Annotated in this window: 19 protein-coding genes; 3 read left to right on the top strand and 16 right to left on the bottom strand. The window is 74.7% G+C overall.

Annotated features, from left to right (window positions below; translation table 11 throughout):
• Window positions 1-100 precede the first annotated feature (100 nt).
• From ACIQ9P_RS28425 to ACIQ9P_RS28375, 11 genes are all read right to left on the bottom strand, one after another.
• Complete coding sequence (locus ACIQ9P_RS28425; RefSeq protein WP_402362049.1) at window positions 101-1,675, bottom strand: NAD(P)/FAD-dependent oxidoreductase; 1,575 nt, start codon at window positions 1,673-1,675, stop codon at window positions 101-103.
• A 62-nt stretch (window positions 1,676-1,737) separates the two neighbouring features.
• Complete coding sequence (locus ACIQ9P_RS28420) at window positions 1,738-3,039, bottom strand: FAD-dependent oxidoreductase (RefSeq protein WP_402362046.1); 1,302 nt, start codon at window positions 3,037-3,039, stop codon at window positions 1,738-1,740.
• Complete coding sequence (locus ACIQ9P_RS28415; protein WP_402362043.1) at window positions 3,036-4,985, bottom strand: prenyltransferase/squalene oxidase repeat-containing protein; 1,950 nt, start codon at window positions 4,983-4,985, stop codon at window positions 3,036-3,038. Before ACIQ9P_RS28415 ends, ACIQ9P_RS28420 begins: the two co-directional genes overlap by 4 nt.
• Window positions 4,986-5,040: 55 nt before the next feature.
• Complete coding sequence (locus ACIQ9P_RS28410) at window positions 5,041-6,129, bottom strand: polyprenyl synthetase family protein (protein ID WP_402362040.1); 1,089 nt, start codon at window positions 6,127-6,129, stop codon at window positions 5,041-5,043.
• 193 nt (window positions 6,130-6,322) lie between these two features.
• Complete coding sequence (locus ACIQ9P_RS28405) at window positions 6,323-7,411, bottom strand: prenyltransferase (protein WP_402362038.1); 1,089 nt, start codon at window positions 7,409-7,411, stop codon at window positions 6,323-6,325.
• Between the two features lie 3 nt (window positions 7,412-7,414).
• Window positions 7,415-8,611 (bottom strand): acyltransferase family protein, encoded by a 1,197-nt coding sequence (locus ACIQ9P_RS28400; RefSeq protein ID WP_402362035.1) that lies wholly within the window; start codon window positions 8,609-8,611, stop codon window positions 7,415-7,417.
• 149 nt (window positions 8,612-8,760) lie between these two features.
• Window positions 8,761-9,927, bottom strand: a complete 1,167-nt coding sequence (hppD, locus tag ACIQ9P_RS28395; RefSeq protein ID WP_402362032.1) for a 4-hydroxyphenylpyruvate dioxygenase — start codon at window positions 9,925-9,927, stop codon at window positions 8,761-8,763.
• Between the two features lie 1,153 nt (window positions 9,928-11,080).
• A complete protein-coding gene (katG, locus tag ACIQ9P_RS28390; RefSeq protein ID WP_402362029.1) occupies window positions 11,081-13,270 on the bottom strand; it encodes a catalase/peroxidase HPI in 2,190 nt (729 codons plus the stop codon).
• Window positions 13,271-13,471: 201 nt separating this feature from the next.
• Window positions 13,472-15,493, bottom strand: a complete 2,022-nt coding sequence (locus ACIQ9P_RS28385) for a glycosyl hydrolase (RefSeq protein ID WP_402362026.1) — start codon at window positions 15,491-15,493, stop codon at window positions 13,472-13,474.
• A 132-nt stretch (window positions 15,494-15,625) separates the two neighbouring features.
• On the bottom strand, window positions 15,626-16,288 hold the full coding sequence (locus ACIQ9P_RS28380; RefSeq protein ID WP_402362023.1) for a response regulator: 663 nt from the start codon (window positions 16,286-16,288) through the stop codon (window positions 15,626-15,628).
• Window positions 16,285-17,529, bottom strand: coding sequence for a sensor histidine kinase (locus ACIQ9P_RS28375; protein WP_402362020.1), 1,245 nt, complete (start codon window positions 17,527-17,529; stop codon window positions 16,285-16,287). The genes ACIQ9P_RS28380 and ACIQ9P_RS28375 overlap by 4 nt, the downstream gene beginning before the upstream one ends.
• A gap of 308 nt (window positions 17,530-17,837) precedes the next feature.
• Here ACIQ9P_RS28375 and ACIQ9P_RS28370 point away from each other — a divergent pair, with 308 nt between their 5' ends.
• Window positions 17,838-19,325 (top strand): alpha/beta hydrolase family protein, encoded by a 1,488-nt coding sequence (locus tag ACIQ9P_RS28370; protein WP_402362017.1) that lies wholly within the window; start codon window positions 17,838-17,840, stop codon window positions 19,323-19,325.
• An 87-nt stretch (window positions 19,326-19,412) separates the two neighbouring features.
• Here the strand turns inward: ACIQ9P_RS28370 and ACIQ9P_RS28365 are convergent, their stop codons facing one another.
• Window positions 19,413-20,360, bottom strand: coding sequence for a LysR family transcriptional regulator (locus ACIQ9P_RS28365; RefSeq protein ID WP_402362014.1), 948 nt, complete (start codon window positions 20,358-20,360; stop codon window positions 19,413-19,415).
• 106 nt (window positions 20,361-20,466) lie between these two features.
• On the opposite strand from ACIQ9P_RS28365, the gene ACIQ9P_RS28360 reads away from it, so the two are divergent.
• Window positions 20,467-21,432, top strand: a complete 966-nt coding sequence (locus tag ACIQ9P_RS28360; protein WP_402362011.1) for an NAD(P)H-binding protein — start codon at window positions 20,467-20,469, stop codon at window positions 21,430-21,432.
• Window positions 21,422-21,787 carry a darcynin family protein gene (locus ACIQ9P_RS28355; protein WP_402362008.1) on the top strand — a complete coding sequence of 122 codons (366 nt, stop codon included), beginning with the start codon at window positions 21,422-21,424 and terminating at the stop codon, window positions 21,785-21,787. Before ACIQ9P_RS28360 ends, ACIQ9P_RS28355 begins: the two co-directional genes overlap by 11 nt.
• Before the next feature lie 66 nt (window positions 21,788-21,853).
• On the opposite strand, the gene ACIQ9P_RS28350 is transcribed toward ACIQ9P_RS28355, so the two are convergent.
• The 4 genes from ACIQ9P_RS28350 to ACIQ9P_RS28335 all read right to left on the bottom strand — a co-directional run bounded on the left by ACIQ9P_RS28350 (window position 21,854) and on the right by ACIQ9P_RS28335 (window position 26,770).
• A complete protein-coding gene (locus ACIQ9P_RS28350; RefSeq protein WP_402362005.1) occupies window positions 21,854-22,738 on the bottom strand; it encodes a prohibitin family protein in 885 nt (294 codons plus the stop codon).
• 147 nt (window positions 22,739-22,885) lie between these two features.
• Window positions 22,886-23,713, bottom strand: a complete 828-nt coding sequence (locus tag ACIQ9P_RS28345) for a poly-gamma-glutamate hydrolase family protein (RefSeq protein WP_402362002.1) — start codon at window positions 23,711-23,713, stop codon at window positions 22,886-22,888.
• 59 nt (window positions 23,714-23,772) lie between these two features.
• The gene (locus ACIQ9P_RS28340; RefSeq protein WP_402361999.1) at window positions 23,773-25,596 is read right to left on the bottom strand and encodes an ABC transporter ATP-binding protein; all 1,824 of its coding nucleotides are present in this window, start codon (window positions 25,594-25,596) and stop codon (window positions 23,773-23,775) included.
• A 214-nt stretch (window positions 25,597-25,810) separates the two neighbouring features.
• A complete protein-coding gene (locus tag ACIQ9P_RS28335) occupies window positions 25,811-26,770 on the bottom strand; it encodes a pirin family protein (RefSeq protein WP_402361996.1) in 960 nt (319 codons plus the stop codon).
• Between the last annotated feature and the right edge of the window lie 47 nt (window positions 26,771-26,817).

Raw genomic sequence — 26,817 nt, 5'->3', positions numbered from 1 at the left:
CACGACACACGCCGCTGACACCCGACCACCCCCACCCCAGGGGAACAGTCCGGTGCCAGCGGCGTCGTGCGTTCACCCGGCACACCACGCCGGGAGGAGCTCACACCACCCCGTCCCGCGCCCGGTCGTACCGGCGGTGCGCGCAATCACCCAGCAGGGCCAGCTCGTCCTCCGAGAGGGGCGGTTCACGACCGGGAAGCGCCTCCGGGGCCGGACCGCGCAGCAGCGCGCGCACCGCGGCCGGACGGGCCAGGTCCGCGGGCCGTCCCGCCAGGGTGCCCAGCCGGACGAGCGCGCGGAGCACGGCGTCGGCGTCTCCCCCGGTGCCGTCCGCGCGCACCGCCACGGCCTGGAGCCGCTCGCCCAGCCGGGCCCGCGTCCGGTCGCCCCGGGTCGGCCGGGCTCCGGCCACCCCGGGGTACAGCACGTCCTGGCCGGTGGCCAGGCTCCACGCGGCCCGCGTGGTCCGGTGCACGGCCCGCTGGACGCCCGCGGTGACGCGCCCGTCGTCCGCGCCGTGCCGCTCCAGGGCCCGGGCGAGCGCCAGCACGCCGGCCGCCGCGACGGACAGCCCGTGCCCGTACGCGGGATTGGTGTGCGCGACGGCGTCCCCCACCACCGCGAAGCCCGCCGGCCACCGCCGGAGCCGGTCGTAGCGACGGCGACGGTCGGCGGTGTTGCCGTAGCGGCGCACCTGGTCCAGCGGATCGCAGAGCGGCAGCAGGTCCGCGATCAGCGGATGCGGCAGGGCGCGCGCGAAGGCGTGGAACCCCGCTTCGTCGCGTGGCGCCTCCGCGCCGCGGGTGGCGGAGAGTGTGACCAGCCAGCGCCCGTCCTCGATCGGGAAGACCACTCCCGCCCGCCCGGGACCGGCCTCCGGTCCCGACCGGATCGAGACCGAGGGGAACGCGGCCGCGGCGTCGGGCGCGCGGACCAGCAGGGTCGCGTAGACGAGCCCGCAGTCCACGCGTTCCTGCACGACCTCGGGCAGGCCGAGCCCGGCCAGCCAGTCGGGTGCGCGCGAGCCCCGGCCGGTGGCGTCCACCACCAGGTCCGCGGCGAGTTCGTGGCCGTCCGGCCACGCACCGCCCCGTACCCGCACGCCGGTCACCCGGCGGGAGTCCCCGGCCAGCCCCTCGGCGTGAACACCCTGGACGAGCTCGATCGCGGGATCGGCGAGCACCCGGGCACGGACGATCCAGTCCAGGAGGTCCCGGCCGAGGCACCACCCGTGGGACGCCTCGCCGATCCGGGGCAGCCACCCGTGCGGGGTGAGCGTCACCAGGTCACCGGGCAGGGAGAGGCGGCGGGCCCCGGCGGCGGCGAGGGAGCCGGTGAGCCCGGGCAGCAGCGCCTCCAGGCTCGCCGCCCCCGAGGCCATCAGCAGGTGTCCGTGCCGGGCCTGTGGCAGGCCGGCCCGCGCGAGCGGGCCGGCGGGCAGCCGGTCCCGATCGACCACGAGGACCCGCTCCGCGTGACGGGCGAGCACCGAAGCGGTGAGCATGCCCGCGAAGCCGCCGCCCAGGACGACCGCTCGGCGCACCGCGGGGCGGCGCGACCGGTCCGTGCCCCGGTCCGGCCGTCCCGCCGTCGCGCTGTCCACCGCACCGCCGACGACCCCGTCGTCCGCCAACCCGTCGTCCGCCGCCCCGTCGGCCCCGCGTGATCGGTCCATCCCCTTGTCCCGTCCTTCCTCGTCGGTCCTCGCCGCGCTCACGCCCGCTCCGGCCCGCCCCGTCACGCCCAGTCCGGCACGCGCCGGGCGCGCGGGTCCGGCAGTCCCAACTGGTGCAGCCGGTCCAGCGCGGTGAACGGGCGGATTCCGAGCCCCGCCATGTTGTAGGTGGCCTGGTACCTCAGCCGCGGATTGCCGTCCATCCGGCGCAGCACCCGGCGCCCGAGCGCCTGTCCGGGCCTGGAGAGCTGAGTGATCATCCGGGTCGCGTCGTGGCTCATCCGGTCCATGTGCCGCACCCAGCCCACGCGCTGCGCCGCGTACGCCCGCAGCGCACCGTCGACGGTGGCCGCGGCCGTGGCCGCACCGGCGGTGGGACCCCGGCCGGTCAGGCACGCCGCCAGGGCCTCGGCGTCGGCGATGGCGGTGTTCATGCCCTGGGCCGCCATCGGGTGCACGCAGTGCGCCGCCTCGCCGACCAGGGCGAGCCCGGGGACGGCCAGCACCTCGGCGGTGAACCGCCACAGGTCGAGCAGTTGCCGGCTGCCGAGGCTGGCGCGCAGCCGCTCCTCCAGCGGCCGCAGCGCGGGCGTGCCCGCCAGCAGTTCGCGGCACCAGCCTTCCAGGCGAGCCCGCCGTTCCGGGCCGGCGCCGCGCAGCGCGTCGGGGCGCACCTGGGCGTAGAGCCGCATCCGGGCGCCGGGCAGCGGGTAGGCGAGCCGTAGCCCGTCGCCGGTGAGATAGGTCGTCACCTCGGGTGCCGCCGCCGGGACGCCGTCGATGTCGAAGGACAGCAGCCGGTGCCCGTACTCGGCGGAGGTCGTGCCGATGCCCGCCTCGCGCCGCAGTTTCGACGAGCGTCCGTCGGCCGCGACGACCAGCGGTGCGGTCAGCTCCCGCTGGCGGCCCTGCCGGACGACCCGCACCCCCGACACCCGTCCGCCGTCCCGGACCAGCCCCTCGACCCGGGCGCCCGGCCAGGACTCCACCCGTTCGCCCAGGGACTCGCGCAGGGCCGCCAGGATCTCCGGGTAGTCGAGGGAGAACAGCTGGCGGTCCTCGCCGGGCATCGTCCGGTAGTCGAAGAGCATCAGCCGCCGGCCGTCCGCGTCGCGGATCATCAGCTGCCCGAGCGGTACGGCGCCGCGCCGCAGCAGCAGCGGCAGGACGCCCCACTCGCGCAGGATCCGGACCGAACTGGGCTGCAGCACCTCGCCCTTGGCGATCGGCACGGGCACTCGCTGCTTCTCCAGCAGCAGCACCCGCAGCCCGGCGAGCTCCAGGGCGCGGGCGGTGGCCAGCCCGGCCACCCCGGCGCCGCAGACGATCGCGTCCCAGGGACCGTCGCCCACCGCCCCGCTCATCGGGCGTCCCCCGTTCCGGCAGCGGCCGGCCGCGCCGGTGCCTCGGCTGCCCCGACCGGGTCCGCAAGGTTCGGCGGGTCGGGAGGACCGGACCGGTCCGCCAGTGCCGAGACCGCCGAGACCGCCGACAGCGCCAGGCCCTGGGCCATCAGGTAATCGCTGTAGTGCACGTGGTCGCGGATGTACACGCACGTCCGGCCGGGCTCCCAGCTCCCGTCCGGCCGCTGCCGCTCCAGCAGCCAGTCGGCGCCGCGCACCGCCCGCGCACCGTCCCCGCAGGCCGCGAGGGCCAGGACGGCGCGGGCGGTCTCGTCCACCGTGCCGGGTTCGCCCCGCGCGCCGGTGGACCAGGAACCGTCCGGGAGCTGCGCGGCCCGCAGTCGGTCGAGGGCACGCCGCGCGACCGGGCTCCGGGAGCGGCCGAGCGCCGCCAGCAGCCGCAGCACCGCGGCGGTGGCCGGGACGACGCCCCGGTGCCACAGTGCCCGGAAGCCGCCGTCCCGGTCCTGTCGGCGCAGCAGCCACCGCAGGCCGCGCGCCGTCCGGGGATCGCTCGCGGGCACGCCCGCCTCGTGCAGGACGAGCAGCGCCTTCGCGGTGATGTACGGGCAGGGGCCGTCCAGCGGGACGAGGGTGTTCCGGACGAAGGTGCTCCACGAGCCGCGCCGGTCCTGCCGGGCGAGCAGCCAGTCGAGGCCGCGGCGCAGGGCGGGGGCGTCGCGGTCGCCCTGCAGCAGTACCTCCAGCACGGCGAGGGAGTCGAGGACGTTCGGCCAGCCCTTGGGTCCGGACCAGGTCCAGCCGCCGGGCGGGCAGTCGTAGAGCGGGAACGGCGCGGTCTGCTGGCAGTCGGCCAGCCAGGTCCTGGTGCGGACCAGCCGGAAGTCGTCCGCGAGACCGGCCGCGCCCAGGGCGGCGGCCGCGAAGGCCGGGCCGGTGACCTCGACCCGGGCGGTCTCCATCCCGTGGATCATGCACCAGGAGCCGTCCGGCTGGACGGTCGCCCGCAGGTAGTCGAGCCCCGCCGCGACCAGACGCGCGCCGTCCGACGGCGCGACGGCGCCCGACGACGCAACGGCGCCCGACGACGCGACGGCGCCGCCGCTCGCCAGCCCCGTGACGACCAGTCCGGTCAGCCAGGGATCGCCGCCGTACGAGCCGACGTTGCCCTCCTGGTACTGCACCGCGCCCAGCAGCCGGACGGCCGCCGGTCGCGCGGCCGCGAGCGCGCCGCGGGCGAGCGGGCCCGGGGCCCCGAAGCGGGACTGCAACAGGGCCAGCGCGACGAACGGCGGCGACAGGTAGGACAGCACCTTGCGGCGCAGCGCGGCCGGCAGCAGCACCAGCTCGACCGGAACACGGGACACCCCTCGGGCCTCGCCGAGGCCCGCAAGTGCCAGTACCAGCGAGCACAGCTGCCGGACCGTGCGGTCCTCGACGGCCTCGACGCCCCCCGCGGCGCCGAGCCAGGCCAGCGCACCGGCGACCGCCTCGCGGGCCGCGCCGTCGCCGGGCTCCGGCCGGGGCACCAACGACAGGGCGGCCGTCGCCATGCAGGTGGCCACGACGTCCGACGGGAAGCCTTCGAGCGTGCCCCAGCCGCCGTCGGGGTTGCGCACCCGCAGCAGCCAGTCGCAGCCGCGCTCCGCCAGCGCACGATCGGCCCCCGTGCCCGCGAGGTGCAGGGCCAGGGCCGCGCCCGCGGTGCCGGAGACCGCGGCGGGACGGGGATTGGTCCAGGCGCCCGTGGGCAGCTGGGTGGCGAGCAGCAGGCCCGTGCTCGCCGTCACGGCGGCTTCGAGCCGGGCCCGGCGGCCGGAGCTGTCGTGCGGGCCGGGGCGGTCGTGCGGGTCGGGGCCGTCGGACGCGCCGGGGCCGTCGGGCCGGTGGAAGCTGTCGTGCGGGCCGGGGCGGTCGTGCGGGTGCTGGTTCGGTGGGAGGGACATCGGCGCTCCGCTGGGTGACGATGGGACCGGACGCTGACCGTGACGGGACGACACGTCACATCACGCGGGCGACGAAGGAGTCGGCGAGGGCGGTGTACTGCGCGCGGACCCCGGCGGGCATCGGCACCAGGTCGAGGCTGGCGCGCGCCCTGGACAGGGCCTGTTCGGCCTCGCGTTCGCAGGCCCGCCGGCCCCCGCACTCCTCGATCAGTTCGGCGGCCTCCAGCAGCACCGCCTCCGCCTCCGCCCCGCCCGCCGGGGAGCGGTCGTCGGCGAGCAGTTCCGCCAGGCGCCGCGCGACCTTCTCCGAGGCGGCGGAGGCGGCGACCACGGGCAGGCTCTTCTTGCGCTCGCGCAGGTCTCCGCGCACGGGCTTCCCGGTGACGGACGGGTCGCCCCAGATCCCGAGGATGTCGTCGACGCACTGGAACGCCAGGCCCAGTTGTCCCGCCGCCTCGGCCAGCGCGTGGACCAGCGGCTGGTCCGCTCCGCCGAGGACCGCGCCCATCGCGCTGGCGCCGGCCAGCAGGGCGCCGGTCTTCGCCATCGCCATGGCCTGGTACTCGGCCACGGTCACCGTGCCGGGGCCGGACCAGGGGCGCCCGCTGAACTGGATGTCGCAGGACTGGCCCTCCACCAGCTCGCGCAGCGCCACCGCGAGATGACCGGCCGCGGCCGGGCCGTGCGGTCCGCCCTTGGCCAGCAGCAGGTCGAAGGCGAGGACCTGAAGCGCGTCCCCGGCCAGGATCGCTCCGCTGACGCCGAACTCCTTCCAGACCGTCGGACGCCGCCGGCGCTCCTCGTCGCCGTCCATGATGTCGTCGTGGATCAGGCTGAAGTTGTGGATCAGCTCCGCCGCGGCCGCACCGGGCAGCGCGGCCTCCGCCGGCGCCCCGACGGCCTCGGCGGCCAGTATCGCCAGGGCCGGGCGGACCGCCTTTCCGGCGTCGTGCTCCACCGGCGAACCGTCGGCGCGGCACCAGCCGAGGTGGTAGGCGCTCATCACGGCGGTCCAGGGCTCCAGCAGGGCGACCGCCTCGCGCAGCAGCGGTTCGGTGAGTTCTCTGGCTCGTCGTGTCGTTCCGGCGGCCAACGAGAGCGGGGACGGCGTGTGCGGGGGCAGTGCGTGCGCGATCGTGGTCATGGCGGATCCTTCCTGTCGCGGTGGTCGGCTCGGGGAAAGCTCGGGGAAAGCTCGGGGCCGGTCGGTCGCCCGACCCCGGCGGTGCGGCGTTTCGGGCGCGGTCGTGGTCGCGGTACGGACACGGACACGGTGGAGGTGCGGACACGGGCGCGGTGGACGTAGGGCGCGGCGGACGTACGGGCGCGGTACGGATTCAGGCGGGGCGCCGGAGGACGTTGCCGCGCACCGCTCCGGTCAGCCACACCAGGAACGCCGTCAGCGTCACGCCGTAGACGGCCAGCCAGCCGCCGGGTACCCCGCGGTCGCTGTTCAGCGCGCTGCCGAGCAGGCTGAGCGTGATCGCGCAAGCGGTGATCGGCATGTGCATCGAGGCCAGGAAGGTCACCGCGTTCGCCTTCTCCGGCACGCGCAGGGCCCCGGTGAGCAGCCGACGGGAGACCCAGGCCGCGACCGGGGCCGTGGCCAGCACCGCGACCGCGCCGGCCACGGGGACCACCCCGGTCCCGGCCAGCACCAGCATCCCGGTACCCACCGCGAACTGGCCGCCGATGTAGAGGCGGACGAGGCCCGGTCCGTCGAGGGCGACCGCGAGGGTGTGCTTTCCGGTCCGCCGGTCGCCCTCGATGTCGGCGAGGTTCATCACGGACATCCGGAGGAACTGCAGGGCGCAGACCACACCGGCGTAGACGAGGTCGGCCCCGGTCACCGAACCTGACTGCAGGGCGCAGGCGAGCAGCGGCCCCAGTCCGTACAGCACCAGCGCGCAGGCCACCTCGCCCAGCGCGTGGTAGTTCAGCCGCAGCGGCGGGGCCGTGTAGAACCAGGAGAGCGCGGCGATCACGGCCGCCATGGCCCGGGTGCCCGTCGTCGGCATCACGGCGATCAGGCCGAGCGAGACGAAGAGCAGCACGAACGCGGCCGAGAGGCTCACCATCGGGCGCAGCAGGCCGCTCACCAGCACCCGGCTGCCGCCCGTCCAGCCGGTCGGCGCGGCGTTGGCCCGGTCGGCGTCGAGGTCGAAGTACTCGTTGCAGTAGTGCGTCATCAGGTGGGTGCACCAGGCGAAGGCCAGGGTGAGGACGAACCAGCCGGGCCGGAAGGCGTGGCCGTCGTGCACCGACATGCTGACCCCGAGGCCGACCACCATCATGCTCTGGACCAGGAACTTGGGCCGGCCCAGTCTGACGAAGGCGCGCACGCGCTCGGCCCGCGGCAGTACGGGCGCGGCGGCGGGAACCGGGGCGGGAACGGGGCCGGGGGCGGCGAATCCTGTGCTGTTCATGCGTCAGCTCCCTGTGCTGCCGGGCACCGGAACGGCCGGGCGGCGGGCCTGGTCGAGGGGTGGGGGCGGGGACGGGGTGCCCGCGCGGCGCGGCCGGGCGAACCGGCGCATCGCGGGCAGTTCGACGTACCGGTGGAGCAGTCGGGCGGCGAGCAGGGACAGGGCGAGGAACAGCGCGGTCGCGGCCAGCGCGACGGGGGTGCTCCAGCGGCCGCCGCCGAGGGCCCAGTGGGCGACCATGACGACCGGCCAGTGCACCACGTAGAAGGCGAACGACGCCTCGCCGAGCCGTACCAGCGCCGGGCGGCGCAGCCAGGACCGGCGGCCGTCGCGGTCAGCCGCCGCGGCCGAGAGGATCAAGCCGCTCACGGGCACCACGGTCGCGGCGGCGGGCAGGAAGGCGAACGGCAGGGTCGCCAGGGCCGTCCCCAGGGCCAGCACCAGCGCCAGGCCGGACACCGCCATGCCGGGCACGACACCCCGGCCCGCCCGGACGATCCGGGCCAGCAGCATGCCGAGCACGAACTCCGGCAGCCGGCCGAGCGGGAAGAAGTAGGGGATCCAGAACTGCCACTGGGAGACCTCGACGTCCGGCACCGTGCGACCGCCGTGGAACTGCGAGGCGATCACCGCCACCAGCCACACCGCCAGCACCGCGCACCCGGCGGCGGCCCAGAGCCGCTCCGGACGGATCCGTCGCAGGCGCGGCAGCAGGAAGGGGAAGAGCGCGTAGCAGAACACTTCGACGGCCAGCGACCAGGTGACGATGTTCAGCCCGGCGGTGAAGCCGGGGCCGGGCAGCCACGCGTGCAGCAGTGGCAGGTTGGCCAGTGCGGGCAGCCAGGGGAAGCCGCCGCCCGCGCCGCCCGTCACGGCGGAGCCGGTCGCGAGGACGAACACCAGGAGCAGCGCCCACACCACCAGGTGGTTGGGATAGACCTTGGCGGCCCTGCGCCGCCAGAACGAACGGGCGCTCTCGCTCCCGCGGACGCCGCCGCCCTCACCGGCGGACCAGGTGAGCACGAATCCGCTCAGCACGAAGAACACCGAGACGCCCACCATGCCCAGCGGGAGCACGGCCTTGACGGCCTGTTCGGCCCGGTCGTCCCGGAACACCTTGGCGACGTACCAGGCGTGGGTGAGGAACACCCCCATCGCGCAGAGGAACCGCAGCCCGGTGAGGGACGGGTACCGTTCCACCTGCTGTCCTGCCGGACGCGCCGGCCCTTCGTCGGGCACGAGCCCTCTCCCTTCGACATGGTGATGTCGTGATGTGGTGACGTGCGGCGTCGTGCGTCGTGCGTAGTGATGTGCCGACGTGCCGACGTGCTGACGTGCCGGACCGGCGCTCAGAGGTTGCCGCGGCGTTCCTGTTCACGCTCGATGGCCTCGAACAGGGCCTTGAAGTTGCCCTTGCCGAAGCCCAGGGAGCCGTGGCGTTCGATGAGTTCGAAGAACACGGTCGGCCGGTCCTGTACCGGCTTGGTGAAGATCTGCAGCAGGTGGCCGTCCTCGTCCCGGTCGGCGAGGATCCCGAGCTCGCGCAGTTCCCCGACCGCCGCCCCGGTCCCGTCCAGCCGTGCGCCGACCGCGTCGTAGTAGCTGTCCGGGGTGTCCAGGAACTCGACGCCCCTGGAACGGAGTTCGCGGACGGCCGTGACGATGTCGTCGGTCGCCAGGGCGATGTGCTGGACGCCCGGCCCGCCGTAGAACTCCAGGTACTCGTCGATCTGGGACTTCCTCCGGCCGGCCGCCGGCTCGTTGAGCGGGAACTTGACGCTGCGGGTGGTGTCCGCGACGACCTTGGACATCAGCGCGGAGTACTCGGTGGCGATGTCGTCACCGACGAACTCCTTCATGTTGGTGAAGCCCATGACGCGGTGGTAGAAGGCCACCCACTCGTCCATCCGGCCCAGTTCGACGTTGCCCACGCAGTGGTCGATGCCGGTCAGCAGCGGCCGCCGGGCGCCGGCGTCCGGCGCCGGCCCGCGGTGCGTGTAGCCGGGCAGGTACGGGCCGTCGTAGCCGGTCCGCTCGACGAGGCTGTGCCGGGTCTCGCCGTACGTGGCGATCACGGCGGTCCGCACCGCCCCGTGTTCGTCGGCCGTGTCCCGGGGTGCGGCGAGGCCGGTCGCTCCCCGTTCCACCGCGAGATCGTAAGCACGCCGGGCGTCCGGGACGGCGATCGCCACGTCGAGGACGCCGTCGCCGTGGCGGGCGACGTGCGCGGCGATGAACGCGGCCTCCTCGCCGACCGGGCGGACCACCGAGGTGAGGACGAACCGGATGTCGCCGGAGACCAGGACGTACGAGGCCGTCTCCGGGTGCCCGGTCTCCGGGCCCCGGTAGGCGACGAGCCGCATGCCGAACGCGGAGGTGTAGAAATGCGCGGCCTGCTTGGCGTTCCCGACCGCGAACTCGACGGCGTCGACACCGAGGACGGGGAACGCCTCGACGGGCGGGGTCGGCCCGCCGGGAGCCACCGGGGCGGTTGCGGGCAGCACGAGGTCGGTCATCAGGTTTCCTTCGTGAGAGGCCCCGGTTCCGGACCGGGGAGAAGACATGGCTCGGCGCGGCGGGGCCGACCGCGGCGACCACCGTCACGGCGGCACGGCACGACACAGCACGACACGGCGCAGCGCGGAGCAGGGACCGCACGGGCGCGGGCCGCGTCCACGGGAGGACGCGCCGCGTGAGCACGCACCCGCACGGGCACGCGTGAAAGGGGTGATGGTGGAGCGGGGAACACCGGTCAGGTGGTCACACCGGATCCGGGCACGGCGTGCGGACCGCACGGAGCCGCGGCACGGGTCGGGCCGGGTGGGCCGCACCGGCCGTGGACCGGAGCGGCGTCCTCCCGACGGTCCGCGGGCGCGCGGGCGTCACGTACGGCTCCCGGCCGCGCGGACACGTCCGAATCCTCGGCGCCGGGCCCGGAGGGCTCGCTCAGCCGGCGCCGGGAAATGATCGCAGAACCGTTGCCGGAAATTCTTCGACGGCAGGTCGCCGGTCAATTCCGGGTCGGTCCGGACGGAATTCCGGACAAAACCCGGGACGCGCTCCGAAATATCCCGGGCAGTCCTTTCGGACGAACCCGGACGGCCCCGCCGAATTCGGCGACAATGTGGGAACGCGTTCAGAAATGAGTACCATGATCTTCCACTTCCCCCGTTTGTGCACAATGCCCGGATTCAACGGCGAGAGCTTCTCGAACCGCTGTCGGACAGGTCCACCCGCCCGCCTCTCCCCAGGCATGCCGAAGCACACGGAAGGCGACGGAAAGTGACGGCAGTGCTGGTACCAAGGCGCCATTCATCAGAAATGCGATGACCGGCGGGGGAGGTGTTTCCACTCCTTCGCTCCCCCAGCGACGGGATCACACTACCCCATCCGAAGGTCGATTCCTCAAGGAGTTGGACGAGTTTTTCGGACGCACTCGCACGGCGGGAGCGGAAGGGAAAGGACGCGGTTCCGCTCGCCCCGCGGACGGGAACCGGACCCGGACCGGAGCGGAATCGGAGCGATTCGGTTCCGGTGACCGTGCGACGTCGTGCGCGCACTCCGGTTCCGGTGGTCACGGAACGGGAATGCGCGCACTCCGGTTCGGCACCGCCGTCCGGCCGGGCGGGCGCCCGGCCGGACAGCTGCCCGGCCCGGCCGGACCGGCGCTCAGCGCAGGTCGAAGCGGTCCAGGGTCATCACCTTGTCCCAGGCCGCCACGAAGTCCCGGACGAACTTCTCGTCCGCGTCCCCGGACCCGTAGACCTCGGCCAGCGCGCGCAGCTGCGAGTGCGAGCCGAGGACGAGGTCGACGGCGGTGGCCGTCCACTTCACCGCACCCGTCGCCCGGTCCCGGCCCTCGTAGACGTTCGCCTCCGACGCCGAGGCCCGCCACTCCGTCCCCATGTCGAGCAGATTGACGAAGAAGTCCGTGGTCAGCGCCTCCGGCCGGTGGGTGAGGACGCCGTGCGGGGAGCCCCGGAAGCCGGCGTTCAACGCCCGCATCCCGCCGACCAGGACCGTCATCTCGGGAGCGGTCAGCGTCAGCAGGTCGGCCCGGTCGAGCAGCAGGGTCTCCGGCGACAGCTTCTCGTCGGCCCGCAGGTAGTTCCGGAACCCGTCCGCCCTCGGTTCGAGCACGGCGAAGGACTCCACGTCCGTCTGTTCCTGCGAGGCGTCGGTGCGCCCCGGGGTGAACGGGACCGTCACGGCGTGCCCGGCGGCGTGCGCGGCCCGCTCGACCGCGGCGCAGCCGCCCAGGACGATCAGGTCGGCGAGCGAGATCCGCCGGCTGTCGGTCCGCGCGCCGTTGAACTCGCGCCGGATCTCCTCCAGCCGCCCGAGCGTGTCGGCCACCTCGGGGAGGTCGTTGGCCTCCCAGTCCTTCTGCGGCGCGAGCCGGATCCGGGCGCCGTTGGCACCGCCGCGCATGTCGGTGCCGCGGTAGGAGGCCGCCGACGCCCACGCGGTGGTGACCAGCTGGGCGACGCCCAGGCCGGAGTCGTCGATCCGCTTCCTGAGGGCGGCGACGTCCTCGTCCGTGACCGGCTCGTGGTCGGCGACGGGGACGGGGTCCTGCCACAACTGCGCCTCGGGCACCCACGGACCGAGGTAGCGGGAGACCGGGCCCATGTCACGGTGCAGCAGCTTGTACCAGGCTTTGGCGAAGGCCGCGGCGAGCTGCTCGGGGTGCTCGTGGAAGCGCCGGCAGATCGCCTCGTAGGCCGGGTCCTGGCGCAGCGCGAGGTCCGTGGTCAGCATCATCGGGGCGTGCCGCTTCGCGGGGTCGTGCGCGTCGGGCACGGTGCTCGCGGCCGCCGGATCGGTGGGCGTCCACTGCTTGGCCCCGGCCGGGCTGGTGGTGAGCTCCCAGTCGTAGCGGAACAGGTTGTCCAGGTAGCCGTTGTCCCACTTCGTCGGCTCGGTGGTCCAGGCGCCTTCGAGCCCGCTGGTGAGGGCGTCGGCACCGGAGCCGCTGCCGCAGGTGCTGCGCCAGCCCAGCCCCTGCTGTTCGAGCGGGGCGGCCTCGGGCTCCGGGCCGATGCAGGAGGGGTCGACGGCCCCGTGGCACTTGCCGAAGGTGTGGCCACCGACGATGAGCGCGACCGTCTCCTCGTCGTTCATCGCCATCCGCGCGAAGGTCTCCCGGATGTCGACGGCGGCGGCCCGCGGGTCCGGATTGCCGTTGGGGCCCTCCGGGTTCACGTAGATCAGCCCCATCTGCACGGCGCCGAGCGGATTGGCGAGGTCGCGGTCGCCGCTGTAGCGCTCGTCGCCGAGCCAGGTGTCCTCCGGGCCCCAGAAGATCTCCTCGGGCTCCCAGATGTCCTCACGGCCGAAGCCGAAGCCGAAGGTCCGGAACCCCATCGACTCCATGGCGCAGTTGCCGGTGAACACGATCAGGTCGGCCCAGGAGATCTTCCGGCCGTACTTCTGCTTGACCGGCCAGAGCAGGCGCCGGGCCTTGTCCAGGCTGGCGTTGTCCGGCCAGCTGTTGAGCGGGGCGAAGCGCTGGGCGCCGCGGCCTCCGCCGCCCCGGCCGTCCTCGATCCGGTAGGTGCCGGCGGCGTGCCAGCTCATCCGGATGAACAGCGGGCCGTAGTGGCCGTAGTCGGCGGGCCACCAGTCCTGGGAGTCCGTCATCAGCGCGATGACGTCCCGCTTCAACGCCTCGACGTCGAGGGTGGCGAACTCCGCGGCGTAGTCGAAGTCCTCGTCCATCGGGTCGGAGAGGGGCGAGTGCCGGCGCAGGACCTGGAGGTCCAGCTGCTCGGGCCACCAGTCACGGTTGCTCCGGGGCCCGGTCGCCTTGGGGGTGGGGGAAGGAATTGCTGGGTTTTCGCTCTCGCTGCCGGACACGTCCGCCCCTTCGTCCTTAGTCGTTTTTCTGCCCTTTCGCCCGTATGGTCCCGCACCCGGGACCGTACGGCGGGCAGAACACGCGGGGCGCCTCCGGCCACCGGGCCGGACGGCGGCGCGTGGCCGGACGCCGGACGCCCCGGCACCCGCGCGGTGGCGGGGCCGGGGCGTCCGGTACCGATCACGGACGGACGGTCCGGGTCAGCTCCACCTCCGCAGGGCGTCCAGATAGACGGCGGTGCGGCCGGTGGCGCCCGGCGCGGGGGTGAACTCGACGCCGATCTCCCGGACGTGGGCGGGGTCGGGCACCCCGGCCAGGTCGAGCCGCAGGGTCCGCCCGTCCGGGCCGACGGTGACGGCGGGGCTCTCGGTCCTGGTCCAGCCGTAGGCGTCGCCGGTACCGGTGCGCACGTACAGCCTGGCGGTGGTGCCGCCCGCCTGCCGCCCCCACGGCGCGGTGCCGGCGGCGACGGTGAGCACGGTGGCCCCGGTCAGGTCGACGGGGGCCGTCCGCCGGAGCTGGACGGTGCCCCGCCCGGGCTCGACGTCGGCCTTGAGCGCGCCGCGGCCCTCGGCCGCCCCCTCGTCGGCGACCGCCCACGGCCCGGCCGCCGCGCCGGACCCGGACCAGCCCTCGGTGCCGTGCTCGAAGCCGGCCAGCAGACCGCCGCGCCGCATGTCGTCGAGGTAGACCGCGGAACGGCCGTTCGCCCCCACCGCGGGGGCGAACTCGACGCCGATCTCGCGCACGTGGGCCCGGTCCGGGACCCTGGTCAGGTCCAGCACCAGGCGGGTGGACCTGGTGTCGACGGTGACGGCGCCCGAGTCGGTCCAGCTCCAGCCGGAGGCGTCCCCGGTGCCGGTGCGCACGTACAGCTTGGCGCGGCCGCCGCCCGCCTGGTCGCCCCAGGGCGCGGTGCGGGCGTCGACGCTGAGCACGGTGTCACCGGAGAGGTCGAGCGGGCCGACCTTGTTGAGGTAGGCCGCGCCGGCCGCGAGGTCCACGTCGGCCTTGAGCGAGCCGCTGCCGCGGGCGGACCACTCGGTGACCTGCCACGGCCCGGCCGCGAGCCGCCAGCCGCTCCAGCCCTGGGTGCCGCTCTCGAAGTCCTGGTGGACCACCGGCGGGTCCTCCGCCGGTGCGGCGGCGAGGTCGACCCCGGCCCGGTCGACCGTCCACGGGTCGTTCATCAGCTTGGTGCCGTTGACGTTCCGGGCCGGACTCCACTCGTTGTTCCAGGCCAGGAAGTAGGCGGTGCGGGGGAAGCGCTCGTGCAGCGCCTTCACCCAGAGCTCGTAGTCGAAGGTGCCGCCCGCGCCCGAACCCGGGCCGATCTCGGTGAACGCGAACGGCTTGCCGAGCTCGACCAGCTTCTCGTAGCCGGTGATCGCCGACGGGTCGGCGGTGTAGCAGTCCAGCCCGACCACGTCGGCGTAGTCGCGGCCGACCCAGTAGGCGGTGGGGTCGGCGGAGCCGCAGTTCGGCGCGTACGTCCAGAGCAGGTTGTGCAGGCCCTTGGCGGTGGTGAGGTAGTCGTAGGTCCCGCGCCACAGTGCCGCGAAGTCGGCCGGGTCCTGGTGCCCCCACCAGAACCAGTCGCCGTTCATCTCGTGGAACGGACGGAACAGCACCGGCACCCCGGCGTCGGACAGCCTCCGCAGCCCGGTCGCGATGTCGTCGAGCTGGGCCCGCCACGCCCGGCCGACGGTGGTGGCCGGGTCGGACAGCTGGCGGAAGGCCGCCTGCGGCAGCGGCGTCCGCCAGGCGGCCCCGGCCACCGGGTTCGGCAGGTGGACGCTCACCGAGACCAGCCCGCCGCGACCGGCGTGGTCGATCATCTCGGTGTCGCAGCCTGAGTCGATCACGGTCGGCGCCCCGGCGGCGTTCCAGCCGCTCCCGTAGTCGCAGGCCAGCACCGCCGGGAACCGGCCCGTCCGGTCGGCCAGTTCGGTGACGTCCCGGTACTGGGTGGCGAAGTCCTTGCCCGAGCCGGGCTCGGCGTTGCCGCTGTACCCGGCGAAGAAGCCGGCGGCCGTCCTGTTCCGCAGCCCCCGGTCGGGCAGCTGCGCGAGCCAGTTCAGCACCGCGCGCGCCTGCGGGCCGGCCCCCGGGTCCGCCGGTCGGACGTCGGCCGCGACCGCCGCCGGTGCGGCGGCGCTCCCTCCGCCGAGCATGCTCGCCACCGCGACCAGGACCGCGACGGATCGTCGACGCAGCCTCATCTGTACCCCCCGTTGTTCTCACTCCGGCAGGAGCTTCCGTCCTGCCGGTGATCACCCTAGGGCGTGTCCGATCGAACGGGGGGCGGTCGGAGGCGGAGGGCGGACGATCGGGGAGGGACGGACGGGGCGGTGTCAGTCCGGGTGGACCAGGCGGTTCTCGTGGGCGAACACCACGGCCTGGATCCGGTCGCGGAGTTCGAGCTTGTGCAGGACCCGCCCCAGATGGGACTTCACGGTCGCCTCCGCCAGGTACAGGGCGGCCGCGATCTCGGAGTTGGACAGCCCCCGGCCCACCTCGACGAGCACCTCGCGCTCGCGGACGCTGAGCCGGCCCAGCCGCTCGTCCGGCGCGGCGGGGCGGCCGTCCGGGAGGTGCGGGCGGCAGGTCTCCAGCAGGCGCCGGGTGATCCGGGGCGAGACCACGGCGTCGCCCGCGGCCACGCTCCGGATCGCGGTGAGGAGTTCCTCCGGCCTGGTGTTCTTCAGCAGGAAGCCGGAGGCCCCGGCGTGGAGTCCGGCGAAGGCGTACTCGTCCAGGTCGAAGGTGGTGAGGATCAGCACCCGGCTGCCCGGGGAGACCCGGACCACCTGGCGGGTCGCCTCGATCCCGTCGGTCCCGGGCATCCTGACGTCCATCAGGACGACGTCGGGGCGCAGCTCCCGGGCGAGGCGGACGGCCTGCTCCCCGTCCGCGGCCTCGCCGACCGGGGCCATGTCGGGCTGGGCGTCCAGGACGGTGGCGAAGGCCATCCGGAGCAGCGCTTCGTCGTCGGCGATCAGGATCCGGATCGTCATGCGGACACCGCCCCGGCGTGGTCGAGCAGGAGGCGGGTGCGGACGCCCCAGCCGCCGCCCGGGAGCGGTCCGGCGCGCAGCGTCCCCCCGTAGGCGGCCGAGCGCTCGCGCATGCCGGGGATGCCGTGGCCGGAGGGTGTGGAGGAGGCCGAGGCGGGGGCGTCCACGGAGGGTGGCGGGCAAGGGCCGGTGTCGGTGACGTCGACGGTGACGGTGCCGGCCGAGCAGCCGATCCGGACCGTCGCGCCGGTACCGGCCGGGGTGTGTTTGAGAGCGTTGGTCAAGGCTTCCTGTACCAGGCGGTAGACGGTCAGTTGCGCGGTGGCGGGCAGGTGGTCGTGGCCGCCGCGGACCTCCAGCCGGGTCGGCAGGCCGGCGGCGGACATCTGCTCGGCGAGGGCGTCCAGTTGGGCGATGCCGGGCAGCGGGTGGCGCTCGGCGTCCGGCTCGTCGGCCCGCAGGACGCCCAGCGATCGCCGCATGTCGGTCAGCGCCTGCCGACCGGTCTCGGAGATCTGGAGCATCGCGGCGGCGGCCCGGTCGGGCGACCGCTGCCGCGCGTAGCCGGCGGCGTCGGCGAGCGCGACCATGACGGAGAGGTTGTGGGTGACGATGTCGTGCATCTCCCGGGTGATCCGCGCCCTTTCCTCGGCGACGGCCAGCAGAGCCCGCTGTTCCTGTTCCCGCTCCCGGTGCGCGGCCCGTTCCTCCACGGCGGCGAGGTAGGCGCGGGTGGTGCGCACGTTGGTCCCGAGCACGGCGGCGGCGACGGTCATCGCGGTGACCGCGACGAACGGGGTGGCGAACGCGCCGTCGGGTGCCCAGCGCAGGCAGGCCAGCAGGACTCCCGCCTCCACGAGGACGGCGGCGGCCAGCGCGGTCCGCCGGTCCGAACGCGCGGCCACCGTGTAGAGGGCCACCAGGACGGCGATGTCGGCCGGGAGTTGGACGTCCAGCAGCCACTGGGCGGTGGCCGCCGCGACCACCGCGCCGAACACCGCGAGCGGGGCCCGGCGGCGCCACAGCAGGGGCAGCGCGAGGGCGGCGGTGAGGGCCACGGTCGGCGCCGGTTCCTGCGGCGCGGCCACGGTCGCGGCGTTGAGGAGGAGGAGCGCCGGCAGCAACGCGTCCCACACCGGGGGCGGCAGCCGGGGGATCCGGCGGGCGGCGGCGGCCGCCCGTTCCAGCCGGCCCGCCCACGGCCGGTGGGCCTTGCCGGGTACCGCGGCCGCCTCGGTCATCGCACGTCCTCGTCGCTCTGGTCGCTCTGGTGGTTGCTGCGGCTGTTGCGGTGGTTGCTCCGGTCGCTGTCGTCGCTGTCGTCGGTCCGGTCGTTTCCGCGGCCCTGTCACGGTAGGCCACCGGCCCGCCGCGCACATGCGCCCACCGTCGGACGGCACCCGGGCCGTCTACGACCGGAGGAGGAGGACGGACCCCGCCCCGGGTCGCAACGCGGCCACCGGTCCGGGCTCCCCCACTGCCACCCCGGTCGCAGTGGCAGGGGTGACGGCGCCCACCCGGGGTCGGAGCGGGCGGCGACCCGGGGGCGATGCGGCGGCGCGGGCCCCGCGCCGACGATGGCCGAGTGACCGAGATCATCACGGCACTGTCCGTGTCCCCCCTGGAAATCCTCGCCCTGCTGAGTGCCCTCGCGCTGGTGGTGGTGCGCTGGCTTCCGGCCGCCGCCCGCCCGCGCACCACGATCGCGGCGGGGGCGCTACTCCTCCTGTCCGTGGTCGCGCTGATCGCGACCGGGCTCCGCTGGCAGTTGCTGCCGGTGCTCGTCGGTGGCGCCCTCGTGCTGCCGTTCGCCCTCGCCCCGCTGCTGCGGCGCCGTACCGGCCGACCGTCGTGGCGGGCCCGTCGCCGGCTGGCGCTGCCGGGCTCACTGGCCTGCGCGGGTCTGATCGCCACCGGACCGGTGGCCGCCTGGGCCTTCCCCGTCCCCGTGTTCCCCGAGCCCACGGGGGAGTTCGCGGTCGGCACCCGGGTGGTGCAGTGGACCGATCCGCAGCGGCCGGAGACCTTCACCCCCGATCCGGACGACCGGCGCACCGTCGTGGTCCAGCTCTGGTACCCCGCCCGGAAGAGCCCCGCGGACACGCCCCGGGCGCAGTACCTCGGGCGCACGGAGGCCGAGGCGCGGACCGTCGCCGAGGCCCTCGCCGGCGGGGTCGGCCTGCCGGACTTCCTGATGGACGGTGTACCGCGCGCCCGCAGCCGTTCGGTCTTCGACGCCCCGGTGAGCGGGGACGGCGGACGGTTCCCGGTGGTGCTGTTCTCGCCCGGCTCGGGCGGGGTGCGGACCCAGAACACCGCCTGGGCGGAGGAACTCGCCAGCCACGGCTACGTGGTGGCCGCCCTCGATCACCCGTACGACTCCGCCGCCGTCGTCCTCGCCGACGGCCGCACGGTCACCACGAAGACCTCCTCCTCCGGCGACGCGGACCAGGACGAGAAGCTGGCGGCCGACTGGACGGCGGTCCGGGCCGACGATCTCCGCTTCGTCCTGACCCAGTTGGAGGGTCTGGACCGGGCCGGGAGCGGGGATCCGCTGACCGGACGCCTGGACACCGGCCGGGCCGCGGCGACCGGCCACTCGATGGGGGGCGCCGCCGCGTTCCAGGCCGCCCGGCAGGACCGCCGGTTCCGCGCCGTCGTCGATCTGGACGGCTTCCCGCACGGCCCGGCCTCGCCCGCCCTCGCCCGGCCGGTGCTCGCGATGACCCAGGCCATCACCGGGGCGACCGACGCGCGCTACCTCCCGCGCCTGACCGAGGCGCTCGCGGCGAACACGGCGACCGGCTACCGGCTGACCGTTCCCGGCGCGGCGCATCTCAGCTTCATGGACGGCCCGTTGTACCTGCCGCCGGTGCCCAGCATCGTCGGTTCGCTGGGCCGCACCCGGAGCCCGCGTGTCGTCGCCGGGGCCACGCTCGCCTTCCTGGACGCCGCTCTGCGCGACCGGCCGGGCGACCTGTCCGGCGCGCTGTCGGCCTACGGCAGCCTCACCGTCCAGGCCCCGGGCGGGCACTGAGCGGGCGGCGGGCGACGACCGCCTCCGCGTGTGCGGCACCGCGAGGGCAGTGCCGCACACGCGGATTCGCGTGCCGGGGCCCTGGACTCACCCCGCCGGGGCCGGGCGCAGCACCCGTCGCACGGCGGCGCGCAGCCACTGGTGCCCGCCGTCGGCGGCGTGGCGCGGGTGCCAGGCCATGCCGATCGTCAGCGGCGGCAGGTCGAGCGGGATCTCCAGCAGCCGCAGGCCCAGCGTCCGGGCCGGGCCGGAGAGCGGTGACGGCGGCTCACCGGCCGGTGCGACCGGCACCAGGCAGACCATGTCGCCGGTGGCGGCCAGGGCCATCGCCGCCAGGTGGCCGGGCAGGACGGCGCTGACCCGGCGGCCGAGGCCCTGGGCCGCGAGGGCCGCGTCCAGCGGGCCGGTGAAGCGGCCGCGGCGGCTGACCACGACGTGTTCGGCGGCCGCCAGCCGGGCCGGCGTCAGCGGCCCCTCGGTGAGCGGGTGGCCGGCCCTGACCGCGGCGGCCATCCGCAGCGTGGCCAGTTCCTCCACCAGGGTCTCCGGGTCGACGTGGTCGATCACCCCGATCTCCAGGTCGATCCGGCCCTCGCGCAGTGCCGGTCCGGCCTCGGAGTCCTCGGCCAGGACCCGGAGCGAGACACCGGGTGCCCGGCGGCGGGCCAGGGCGAGCAGGCCGGGCGCCAGGGCCGCGCCGACCAGGTCGGCGGCCTGGACGGTGAAGGTGCGCCGCAGGGCCGCCGGGTCGACCGTGCCGCTCGGGGTGAGCAGCGCCTCCAGCCGACGCACCACCGCGGAAGCCTCCTCCCGCAGTTCCTCGGCGCGGGGCGTGGGCACCATCGCCTGGCCGGCCCGCACCAGCAGCGGGTCCTGGAGGACCCGCCGCAGCTTGGCCAGGGTGCGGCTCATCGCCGCGGGGGACGTGTGCAGCCTCGCGGCGGCGCGGGTGACGCTCTGCTCGGTCAGCAGGGCGTCGAGGGCGATCGCGAGATTGGCGTCGAGGTTCGGATCTGGGCTGCTCACCGGCATCATTCCGTTCCGGGCAAGGATTGGATGCTGAAGTTCCCATTGTGGCAACACGGCTGCTGTCCGCACGATGAGGGGGCACCCCGGATCCGAACGACACCGTGAGGTTTTCATGATCGTCATCACCGCCCCCACCGGGAACATCGGCCGCCGGCTGCTGTCCCTGCTGGTCGAGGCCGCGCCTGCGCACGAGGAGGAACTGCGGGTCGTGGTCCGCGACCCGGCCCGGCTCCCGGAGGCCGTTCGCGGCCGGGTCGAGGTGGTCACCGGCTCGCACGGCGACGCCGCGACCGTCGAGCGCGCGTTCGCCGGCGCCGACGCCGTGTTCTGGCTGGTCCCGCCGGACGCCTCGGCCGCGCCCGAGGAGGGGTGGAGCGGCTTCACCCGCCCCGCCGCCCGGGCGTTCGCCGCCCACGGTGTCGGCCGGGTGGTCGGGGTGTCGGCCCTCGGCCGCGGCACCGCGCAGGCCGCCCGGGCCGGGCTGGTCACCGCCTCCCTCGCCATGGACGACCTGATCGCCGGCTCCGGTGTCGCCTACCGCGCCCTGGCCTGCCCGTCCTTCTTCGAGAACCTGCTGGAGGAGGCCGGCCCGATCGGCGCCGACGGCGTGTTCACCGACACCGTCGCCGCGGACCGCCGCGCCCCGCTGGTGGCCGTCGCCGACATCGCCGCGACGGCGGCCGGGCTGCTGCTGGACCGGTCCTGGAGCGGTGTCGACAGCGTCCCGGTGCTCGGCCCGGAGGACCTCTCGCCCGAGGACCTGGCCCGGATCATGTCCGAGCAGTTCGGCCGCCCGGTCCGCTACCGGCGCCAGTCGCTGGACGAACTCCGGTCCGACCTGCTCGGGTTCGGCCTGCACCCGGCCTTCGCCGAGGGCGTGGTCGAGATGAAGCGTGCCAAGGACGAGGGCCTGGACGCGGGCGCCGGGCGCCCGCAGCGGCCGGCGGTCCCGGCCACCGGCTTCGCCCGGTGGTGCGCCGAGACCCTGAAGCCCGCCGTCCTCGCCGCCACCGCCACCGCCACCGCCACCGCCACCGCCACCGCCCAGACTGCCGAGGAGTCCACCGATGTCCGCTGACCCGACCGCTCCGCCCGTCACCGCGTTCATGCTGGTGAAGACCACGCCCGAGTGGCTGGGGATGAGCGTGGACGAGCGGGTCCACGCCTTCACCACCCGGGTCCTCCCGGTGATCGAGGCCCGCGCCCACGGCGTCCGCTCCCGCTTCTACGACACCGAGTTCTACTCGGCGCGGGTGACCGACATCTGGGTCTGGGAGGCGGACGACCACGACGCCTACCGGCTGCTGGTCGACGCGCTGCGGGAGACCCCGTTCTGGGACCGCTGGTTCGACGTGGTCGAGCTGCTCGTGGGTACCGAGAACGGCTACGCCCGCACCTACGGCCTGGACCCGGTCGCCACGATCAGTGCCTGACGAATCGTCACCGCCCCTCCTCGGCGCGACAGATGTGCCGGGGAAGGGCGGTGACGGACCGCTGCCTCAGCGCTTGGTGCCGTCCACGATGACCGGCGTGCCGTTGGAGCCGCAGGGGCTGGCGTAGACGGCGTTCTTCTCGGCGGCGGCCTTGAACGCCTCGATGCACTGGCTCAGCAGGATCTTGTCGGTCAGCGAGCCCGCGATCGCGGCGTTGGCGGCGGCGGTGCTGTCGGCGTCTATCTTGCGCTTCTCGGCCTCGGCCTTTGCCGTGCGCACGGACGCCTCCGCCTGCGCGGTGGCCTGGTCCTGCTGGATCTTCTGGTCGATGGCCTTCTGCAGGCCGTCGCTGGGCCGGACGTTGCGCAGGTTGACCCCGTTGACGAGGATGCCGCGCGGGGCCAGCCGGGCGGTGATCAGCTTGTCGATCTCCGCGCTGATCGCCTCCCGCTGCGAGCTGTAGCCCTCGACGCTGGTGTGGCGGGCGAAGACGTTGCGCACGATCTCCCGGCTGTCCGGGTAGACCAGCCGCTGCTGGACCGCCTCGGCGCTGCCCGCCAGCTTGTACAGCTCGACGGTGTGCTGCGGGTCGATCGACCACTTGACCGTCAGGTCGGCGTACAGCACCCCGCCCTCGGAGGACCGGACCTCGACGGTGGAGTCGCCGGTCAGGTCGAGATCGGCGGGCCGGGTCGAGAAGGTGGTCACGTCGGTCAGCGGCGACTTGAAGTGCAGTCCCGGCTGCCAGGCCGTGCCGACCTTGCCGAGGCTGGTCGGCACCCCGACCTCGGTCGGATCGACCACGTGCACGAAGGTGGTGAGCCCCAGCAGCAGACCGAGCGCGCCGGTGAGGATCCCGCCGAGGGTGACCGGCCAGGACCCGACCTTGCGCCACCGGAGCACGAGCAGACCGACACCGACGGCCAGGAACAGCAGGGAAAGGATCAGCATGGCGAGGTCTCTCGGACTCAAATGATCACACCGGACGGCCGCAGCCTAGACAGCCCGCCCGCCGCCGCATAAGTCACGTCAGCCGATGTTCACGCAGGAAACCCCGGACGTTGGCCGAGGCGGGCGGGTGGCGGCCGACGCTCCGGGTCAGAGCACCGGCTGCGTCGCCTCCAGACGCTGGACGGCGGTCCGGACGGCGTTGGTGAAGGTCCAGAACAGCGGCAGGGTGTTGGCGGCGCGCTCGGTCCTGGTGTTCCTGCCCGGGGCGAACAGCGCGGTGCGCAGCTCGGTGGTCAGCTCCAGCTGGGCGCCCATGCCGAGCAGGCTGCGGTTGCAGATGTTGTCCGGCGAGATCCCCGCGATCTCCTCCTCGCCCGAGGCCGTCACCGCGCGGATGCCCGCCTCCGCGAACTGCTCCGTCAGGTACTGGCGGAGGACGGGGTTCAGTCCGCCGACCAGCACCGCGGCGGCGCCGGTCTCCAGACCGGCCTGGGCGGCGGTGCAGCCGTGCAGCGAGAGCACGTTGAGGCTGCCGGCGCACATCGCGCGGGCGACGGTGTCGTCGTTGTGGGTCGAGGTGACGTGCAGGGCGCTGTTGCCGGAGGAGCGCAGGCCCTCGAACATCCAGAAGTCGTGCACCGGTCCGGCCGCCGGGGTGGGGGCGAGGTCGGCCGGGTGGTAGCCGGCGACCGCGAGGCACAGCTCGGAGGTGCCGCCCTCGATGCCGCCGCCGTGCGGGGCGATGACGGTGGTGCGGACGATTCCGGCACGCGCGGCCGGGTTCTGGTCGTCGACCGCGTGCCGACGGGAACGCCGGCCGTAGTCGACCCCCTCCACCAGCGTCGGGTCCTTGTAGAGCGCGGTGTTGGAGGCGTAGTCGTCCGCGGCGTGGGCCGGGGTGGCGCCCAGGGTGGCACCGGCGGCGGCGAGGGCGGGGACGGCGGCGAGCGCGGTCATCAGAGTACGACGGTTCATCACGGACCGTGAGCATGACAGAGAGCGGTGGTTCCGGCAAACCTCTGTTCGGCTCGCGGTCAGGGTCCCTCGCGGCGGCCCGAGCGGACGGACACCTGGCCCGGGTCGTGGTCCCCGGCGGCGGAGAGGCCGGTCTGGGCGGCGACGAGTTCGCGGTAGGGGGCGCAGCGGGCGAGGAGGGTGGCGTGGTCGGCGGCGTCGACCACGGTGCCCTGGTTCATCATGATCACGTGATCGGCGTGCTGGACCGTGGAGAGCCGGTGGGCGACGACCACGACCGCGCTGCGGCGGGCCAGTCGGTCGACGATCTCGCGGAAGCGCAGTTCGTTGAGGCCGTCGAGCTGGCTGGTGGGCTCGTCGAGGAGGACGATGTCGGCGCCGGTCAGGAGGGCGCGGGCCAGCGCCATCCGCTGGCGCTGGCCGCCGGAGAGGTCGAACTCCCGGCCCAGGACGGTGTCCAGGCCGTGCGGGAGCCGGTCGACGTCCTGGGCGAGGCCGACGGTGGTCAGCGCCCGGGCCAGTTCGCCGTCACCTGCGGTGCCGGTGCGGCCGAGCTGGAGGTTCTCCCGGGCGCTGGCCTCCAGCAGGGTGAACTCCTGGTCGACGTAGGCCATCCGGGCGCGCAGCGGGCCCAGCGGCCAGGTGCGGATGTCGTGGCCGAGGATACTGACCGATCCGGCGCCCGGCCGCACGAAGCGGCCGACCAGGGCGAGCGCGGTGCTCTTGCCCGCGCCCGAGGGGCCGACGACGGCGGTCAGACCGGTGCGCGGGATGCTGAAGGAGGCGGAGTCCAGGGCGGGCCGCCCGGTGCCGGCGTGGGTGTAGGAGACGCCGCGGAAGACCACGGCCGGCGCGTCGGGCACCGGGGTGGGGGTGGGGCGGGCCTCGTCGTCCGGGTCCGCCTCCCGGGGCAGCATCAGCAGTTCGTTGCAGCGGTCCCGGGCGGCGAGTCCGGCCTGGAGCCGGCCGAAACCGGTGGCGAGGGTGTTCACCGACGGGACGGTCTGGAGCAGGTAGAGCAGGAAGGCGGCGAACTCCGCGACCTGGAGGTGGCCGGCCGCCATCCGGGCGCCGCCGGTGAGGATCACCGCGATCATGGCGAACTGGTTGCCGAGGGTGAGCGCCGCCGGTACCAGGGCGCCCAGCCGGGCTCCGGTCAGGGACACGACCCGGAGTTCTTCGGCGTCCTGCTCCAGCACCCGGTCCGCCAGCGGCTCGGCCCGGCACGCCTTGATGGTGGTGAGGGCCTCCAGGTTGGCGGTGAAACGCTGGGCGATCCGGCCGACCGCGTCCTGCCGGCCGGTGACATTGGCCCGCATCCGGCGCGTGATCAGCAGCACCAGCGCGGTCAGACCGGCCAGGGCCGCGACGGTGACGGCGGTGAGCACCCAGTCGATCCACACCATCACCGCCAGGGTCGCCAGCACCCCGAACGCGGCGAGCGGGAGCTGCATCGCCACCTCGACCACCTGGCCGAGCAGTTGGGCGTCGGAGGTGACCCGGGCGGCGAGCTCGCCGGTCCCCCGGGCCCGGACCACCGGCAGCGGCAGGCGCAGGGTGTGGGCCATCACGGTGGTGCGCAGGCGGTAGGTCATGCCTTCGCCGACCCGGGCGAGCTGGAAGCCGGAGAGCGCCTGGGCGGCCGCCCCGACGACGGCGGCCGCGGCCATCAGCAGCAGCCCGGGGGTGAGGGAGCGGTGGGCGGAGAAGTCCCCGACGATCCGGCGGACCAGCAGCGGGAGCGCGAGGGCGGCGAGGGTGGCCACCACGGCGAGGAGCAGGGCGGCGGCGAGGCGGACCGGCTGGACGGCGAGTTCACGGCGCAGCCGGACGGGCGCGGGAGCGGTGACGGCGGCGTCGTCGTCGGCGGGCTGGGCGGCCACGGGGCACCTCTCTGCCGAACGGATCGGCGGATCGTCGGGTGGTGGCAGAGGCGGCGGAGGCGGTAGCGGGGCCGGGGCGGGGACGCGAGAGGGCCGCGGCGTCGTGACGCCGCGGCCCGGGGGGGGGGGGGGGGGGGGGGGGGGGGCCCCCCCCCCCCCCCCCCCCCCCCCCCACCGCCGTGCCGTCGTCGGCGGCTCGGCGGCCGTCGGCGACTCAGTGGCCGTCGGCGGGGATGGTGCCGAGGCGGCCGGCCTGGAAGTCCTCCATGGCCTGCTGGAGTTCGCGGTGGCTGTTCATGACGAACGGGCCGTAGTGGGCGACGGGCTCGCGGATGGGGAGGCCGCCGAGGAGGACGACCTCGAAGTTGGGGTCGCGGGAGTCCTGCTTCTCGTCGGCGCGGACGGTGATCGAGTCGCCGTCGCCGAAGACGACGGCCTGGCCCCGGTGGAAGGGACGGTCCTCGGCGCCGGCCGTGCCGCTGCCGGCGAGGCCGTAGGCGAGGGCGTTGAAGTCGCGGCGCCAGGGCAGGGTGATCCGGGCGCCGGGGTTCACCGAGACGTGGATCATCGTGATCGGGGTGTGGGTGGCGCCGGGGCCCTGGTGGCCGTCGAGGTCGCCCGCGATCACCCGGAGCAGCGCGCCGCCGTCCTCGGTGCTGAGGAGCTTGACGCTGCCGCCGCGGATGTCCTGGTACTTCGGCGCGATCATCTTGTCCGAGGCGGGGAGGTTCACCCACAGCTGGAGGCCGTGGAAGAGGCCGCCGGACCGCACCAGGGACTCCGGCGGGGTCTCGATGTGGAGCAGACCGGAGCCGGCCGTCATCCACTGGGTGTCGCCGTCGGTGATGGTGCCGCCGCCGCCGTGCGAATCGCGGTGGATGAACGTCCCGTCGATGATGTACGTGACGGTCTCGAAGCCGCGGTGCGGGTGCCACGGGGTGCCCTTGGGCTCGCCCGCCGCGTAGTCCACCTCACCCATCTGGTCCATCATGATGAACGGGTCCAGGTACTTCTGGTTGATCTTGGCGAAGGCGCGGCGGACCGGGAAGCCCTCGCCCTCGAAGCCCTCGGGGGCGGTGGCCACCGTGAGGACCGGCCGGGCGCTCGTGACGGCGGGGTCGGGAGTGGTGACGCGCGGGAGGGTCAGCGGGTTGTCGACGGTCACGGCGGGCATGTCGGCCTCCTTCGGGGGGACGTTCCTCTGGCCTACGTCCACGAGAT

The organism is Kitasatospora sp. NPDC094019, assembly GCF_044764505.1.
Taxonomy (GTDB): Bacteria; Actinomycetota; Actinomycetes; order Streptomycetales; family Streptomycetaceae; genus Kitasatospora.
The sequence above is the reverse complement of the archived record's forward strand: the minus strand, read 5'-3'. Positions and strand labels throughout refer to the sequence as shown.

Excerpts from the sequence above, each read along its gene's own strand:
- ACIQ9P_RS28425 (WP_402362049.1), bottom strand. The coding sequence starts at position 1,675 with ATGGACCGATCACGCGGGGCCGACGGGGCGGCGGACGACGGGTTGGCG.
- ACIQ9P_RS28420 (WP_402362046.1), bottom strand. The coding sequence starts at position 3,039 with ATGAGCGGGGCGGTGGGCGACGGTCCCTGGGACGCGATCGTCTGCGGC.
- ACIQ9P_RS28415 (WP_402362043.1), bottom strand. The coding sequence starts at position 4,985 with ATGTCCCTCCCACCGAACCAGCACCCGCACGACCGCCCCGGCCCGCAC.
- ACIQ9P_RS28410 (WP_402362040.1), bottom strand. The coding sequence starts at position 6,129 with ATGACCACGATCGCGCACGCACTGCCCCCGCACACGCCGTCCCCGCTC.
- ACIQ9P_RS28405 (WP_402362038.1), bottom strand. The coding sequence starts at position 7,411 with ATGAACAGCACAGGATTCGCCGCCCCCGGCCCCGTTCCCGCCCCGGTT.
- hppD (WP_402362032.1), bottom strand. The coding sequence starts at position 9,927 with ATGACCGACCTCGTGCTGCCCGCAACCGCCCCGGTGGCTCCCGGCGGG.
- ACIQ9P_RS28385 (WP_402362026.1), bottom strand. The coding sequence starts at position 15,493 with ATGAGGCTGCGTCGACGATCCGTCGCGGTCCTGGTCGCGGTGGCGAGC.
- ACIQ9P_RS28380 (WP_402362023.1), bottom strand. The coding sequence starts at position 16,288 with ATGACGATCCGGATCCTGATCGCCGACGACGAAGCGCTGCTCCGGATG.
- ACIQ9P_RS28375 (WP_402362020.1), bottom strand. The coding sequence starts at position 17,529 with ATGACCGAGGCGGCCGCGGTACCCGGCAAGGCCCACCGGCCGTGGGCG.
- ACIQ9P_RS28370 (WP_402362017.1), top strand. The coding sequence starts at position 17,838 with ATGCGGCGGCGCGGGCCCCGCGCCGACGATGGCCGAGTGACCGAGATC.
- ACIQ9P_RS28365 (WP_402362014.1), bottom strand. The coding sequence starts at position 20,360 with ATGATGCCGGTGAGCAGCCCAGATCCGAACCTCGACGCCAATCTCGCG.
- ACIQ9P_RS28360 (WP_402362011.1), top strand. The coding sequence starts at position 20,467 with ATGATCGTCATCACCGCCCCCACCGGGAACATCGGCCGCCGGCTGCTG.
- ACIQ9P_RS28355 (WP_402362008.1), top strand. The coding sequence starts at position 21,422 with ATGTCCGCTGACCCGACCGCTCCGCCCGTCACCGCGTTCATGCTGGTG.
- ACIQ9P_RS28350 (WP_402362005.1), bottom strand. The coding sequence starts at position 22,738 with ATGCTGATCCTTTCCCTGCTGTTCCTGGCCGTCGGTGTCGGTCTGCTC.
- ACIQ9P_RS28345 (WP_402362002.1), bottom strand. The coding sequence starts at position 23,713 with ATGAACCGTCGTACTCTGATGACCGCGCTCGCCGCCGTCCCCGCCCTC.
- ACIQ9P_RS28335 (WP_402361996.1), bottom strand. The coding sequence starts at position 26,770 with ATGCCCGCCGTGACCGTCGACAACCCGCTGACCCTCCCGCGCGTCACC.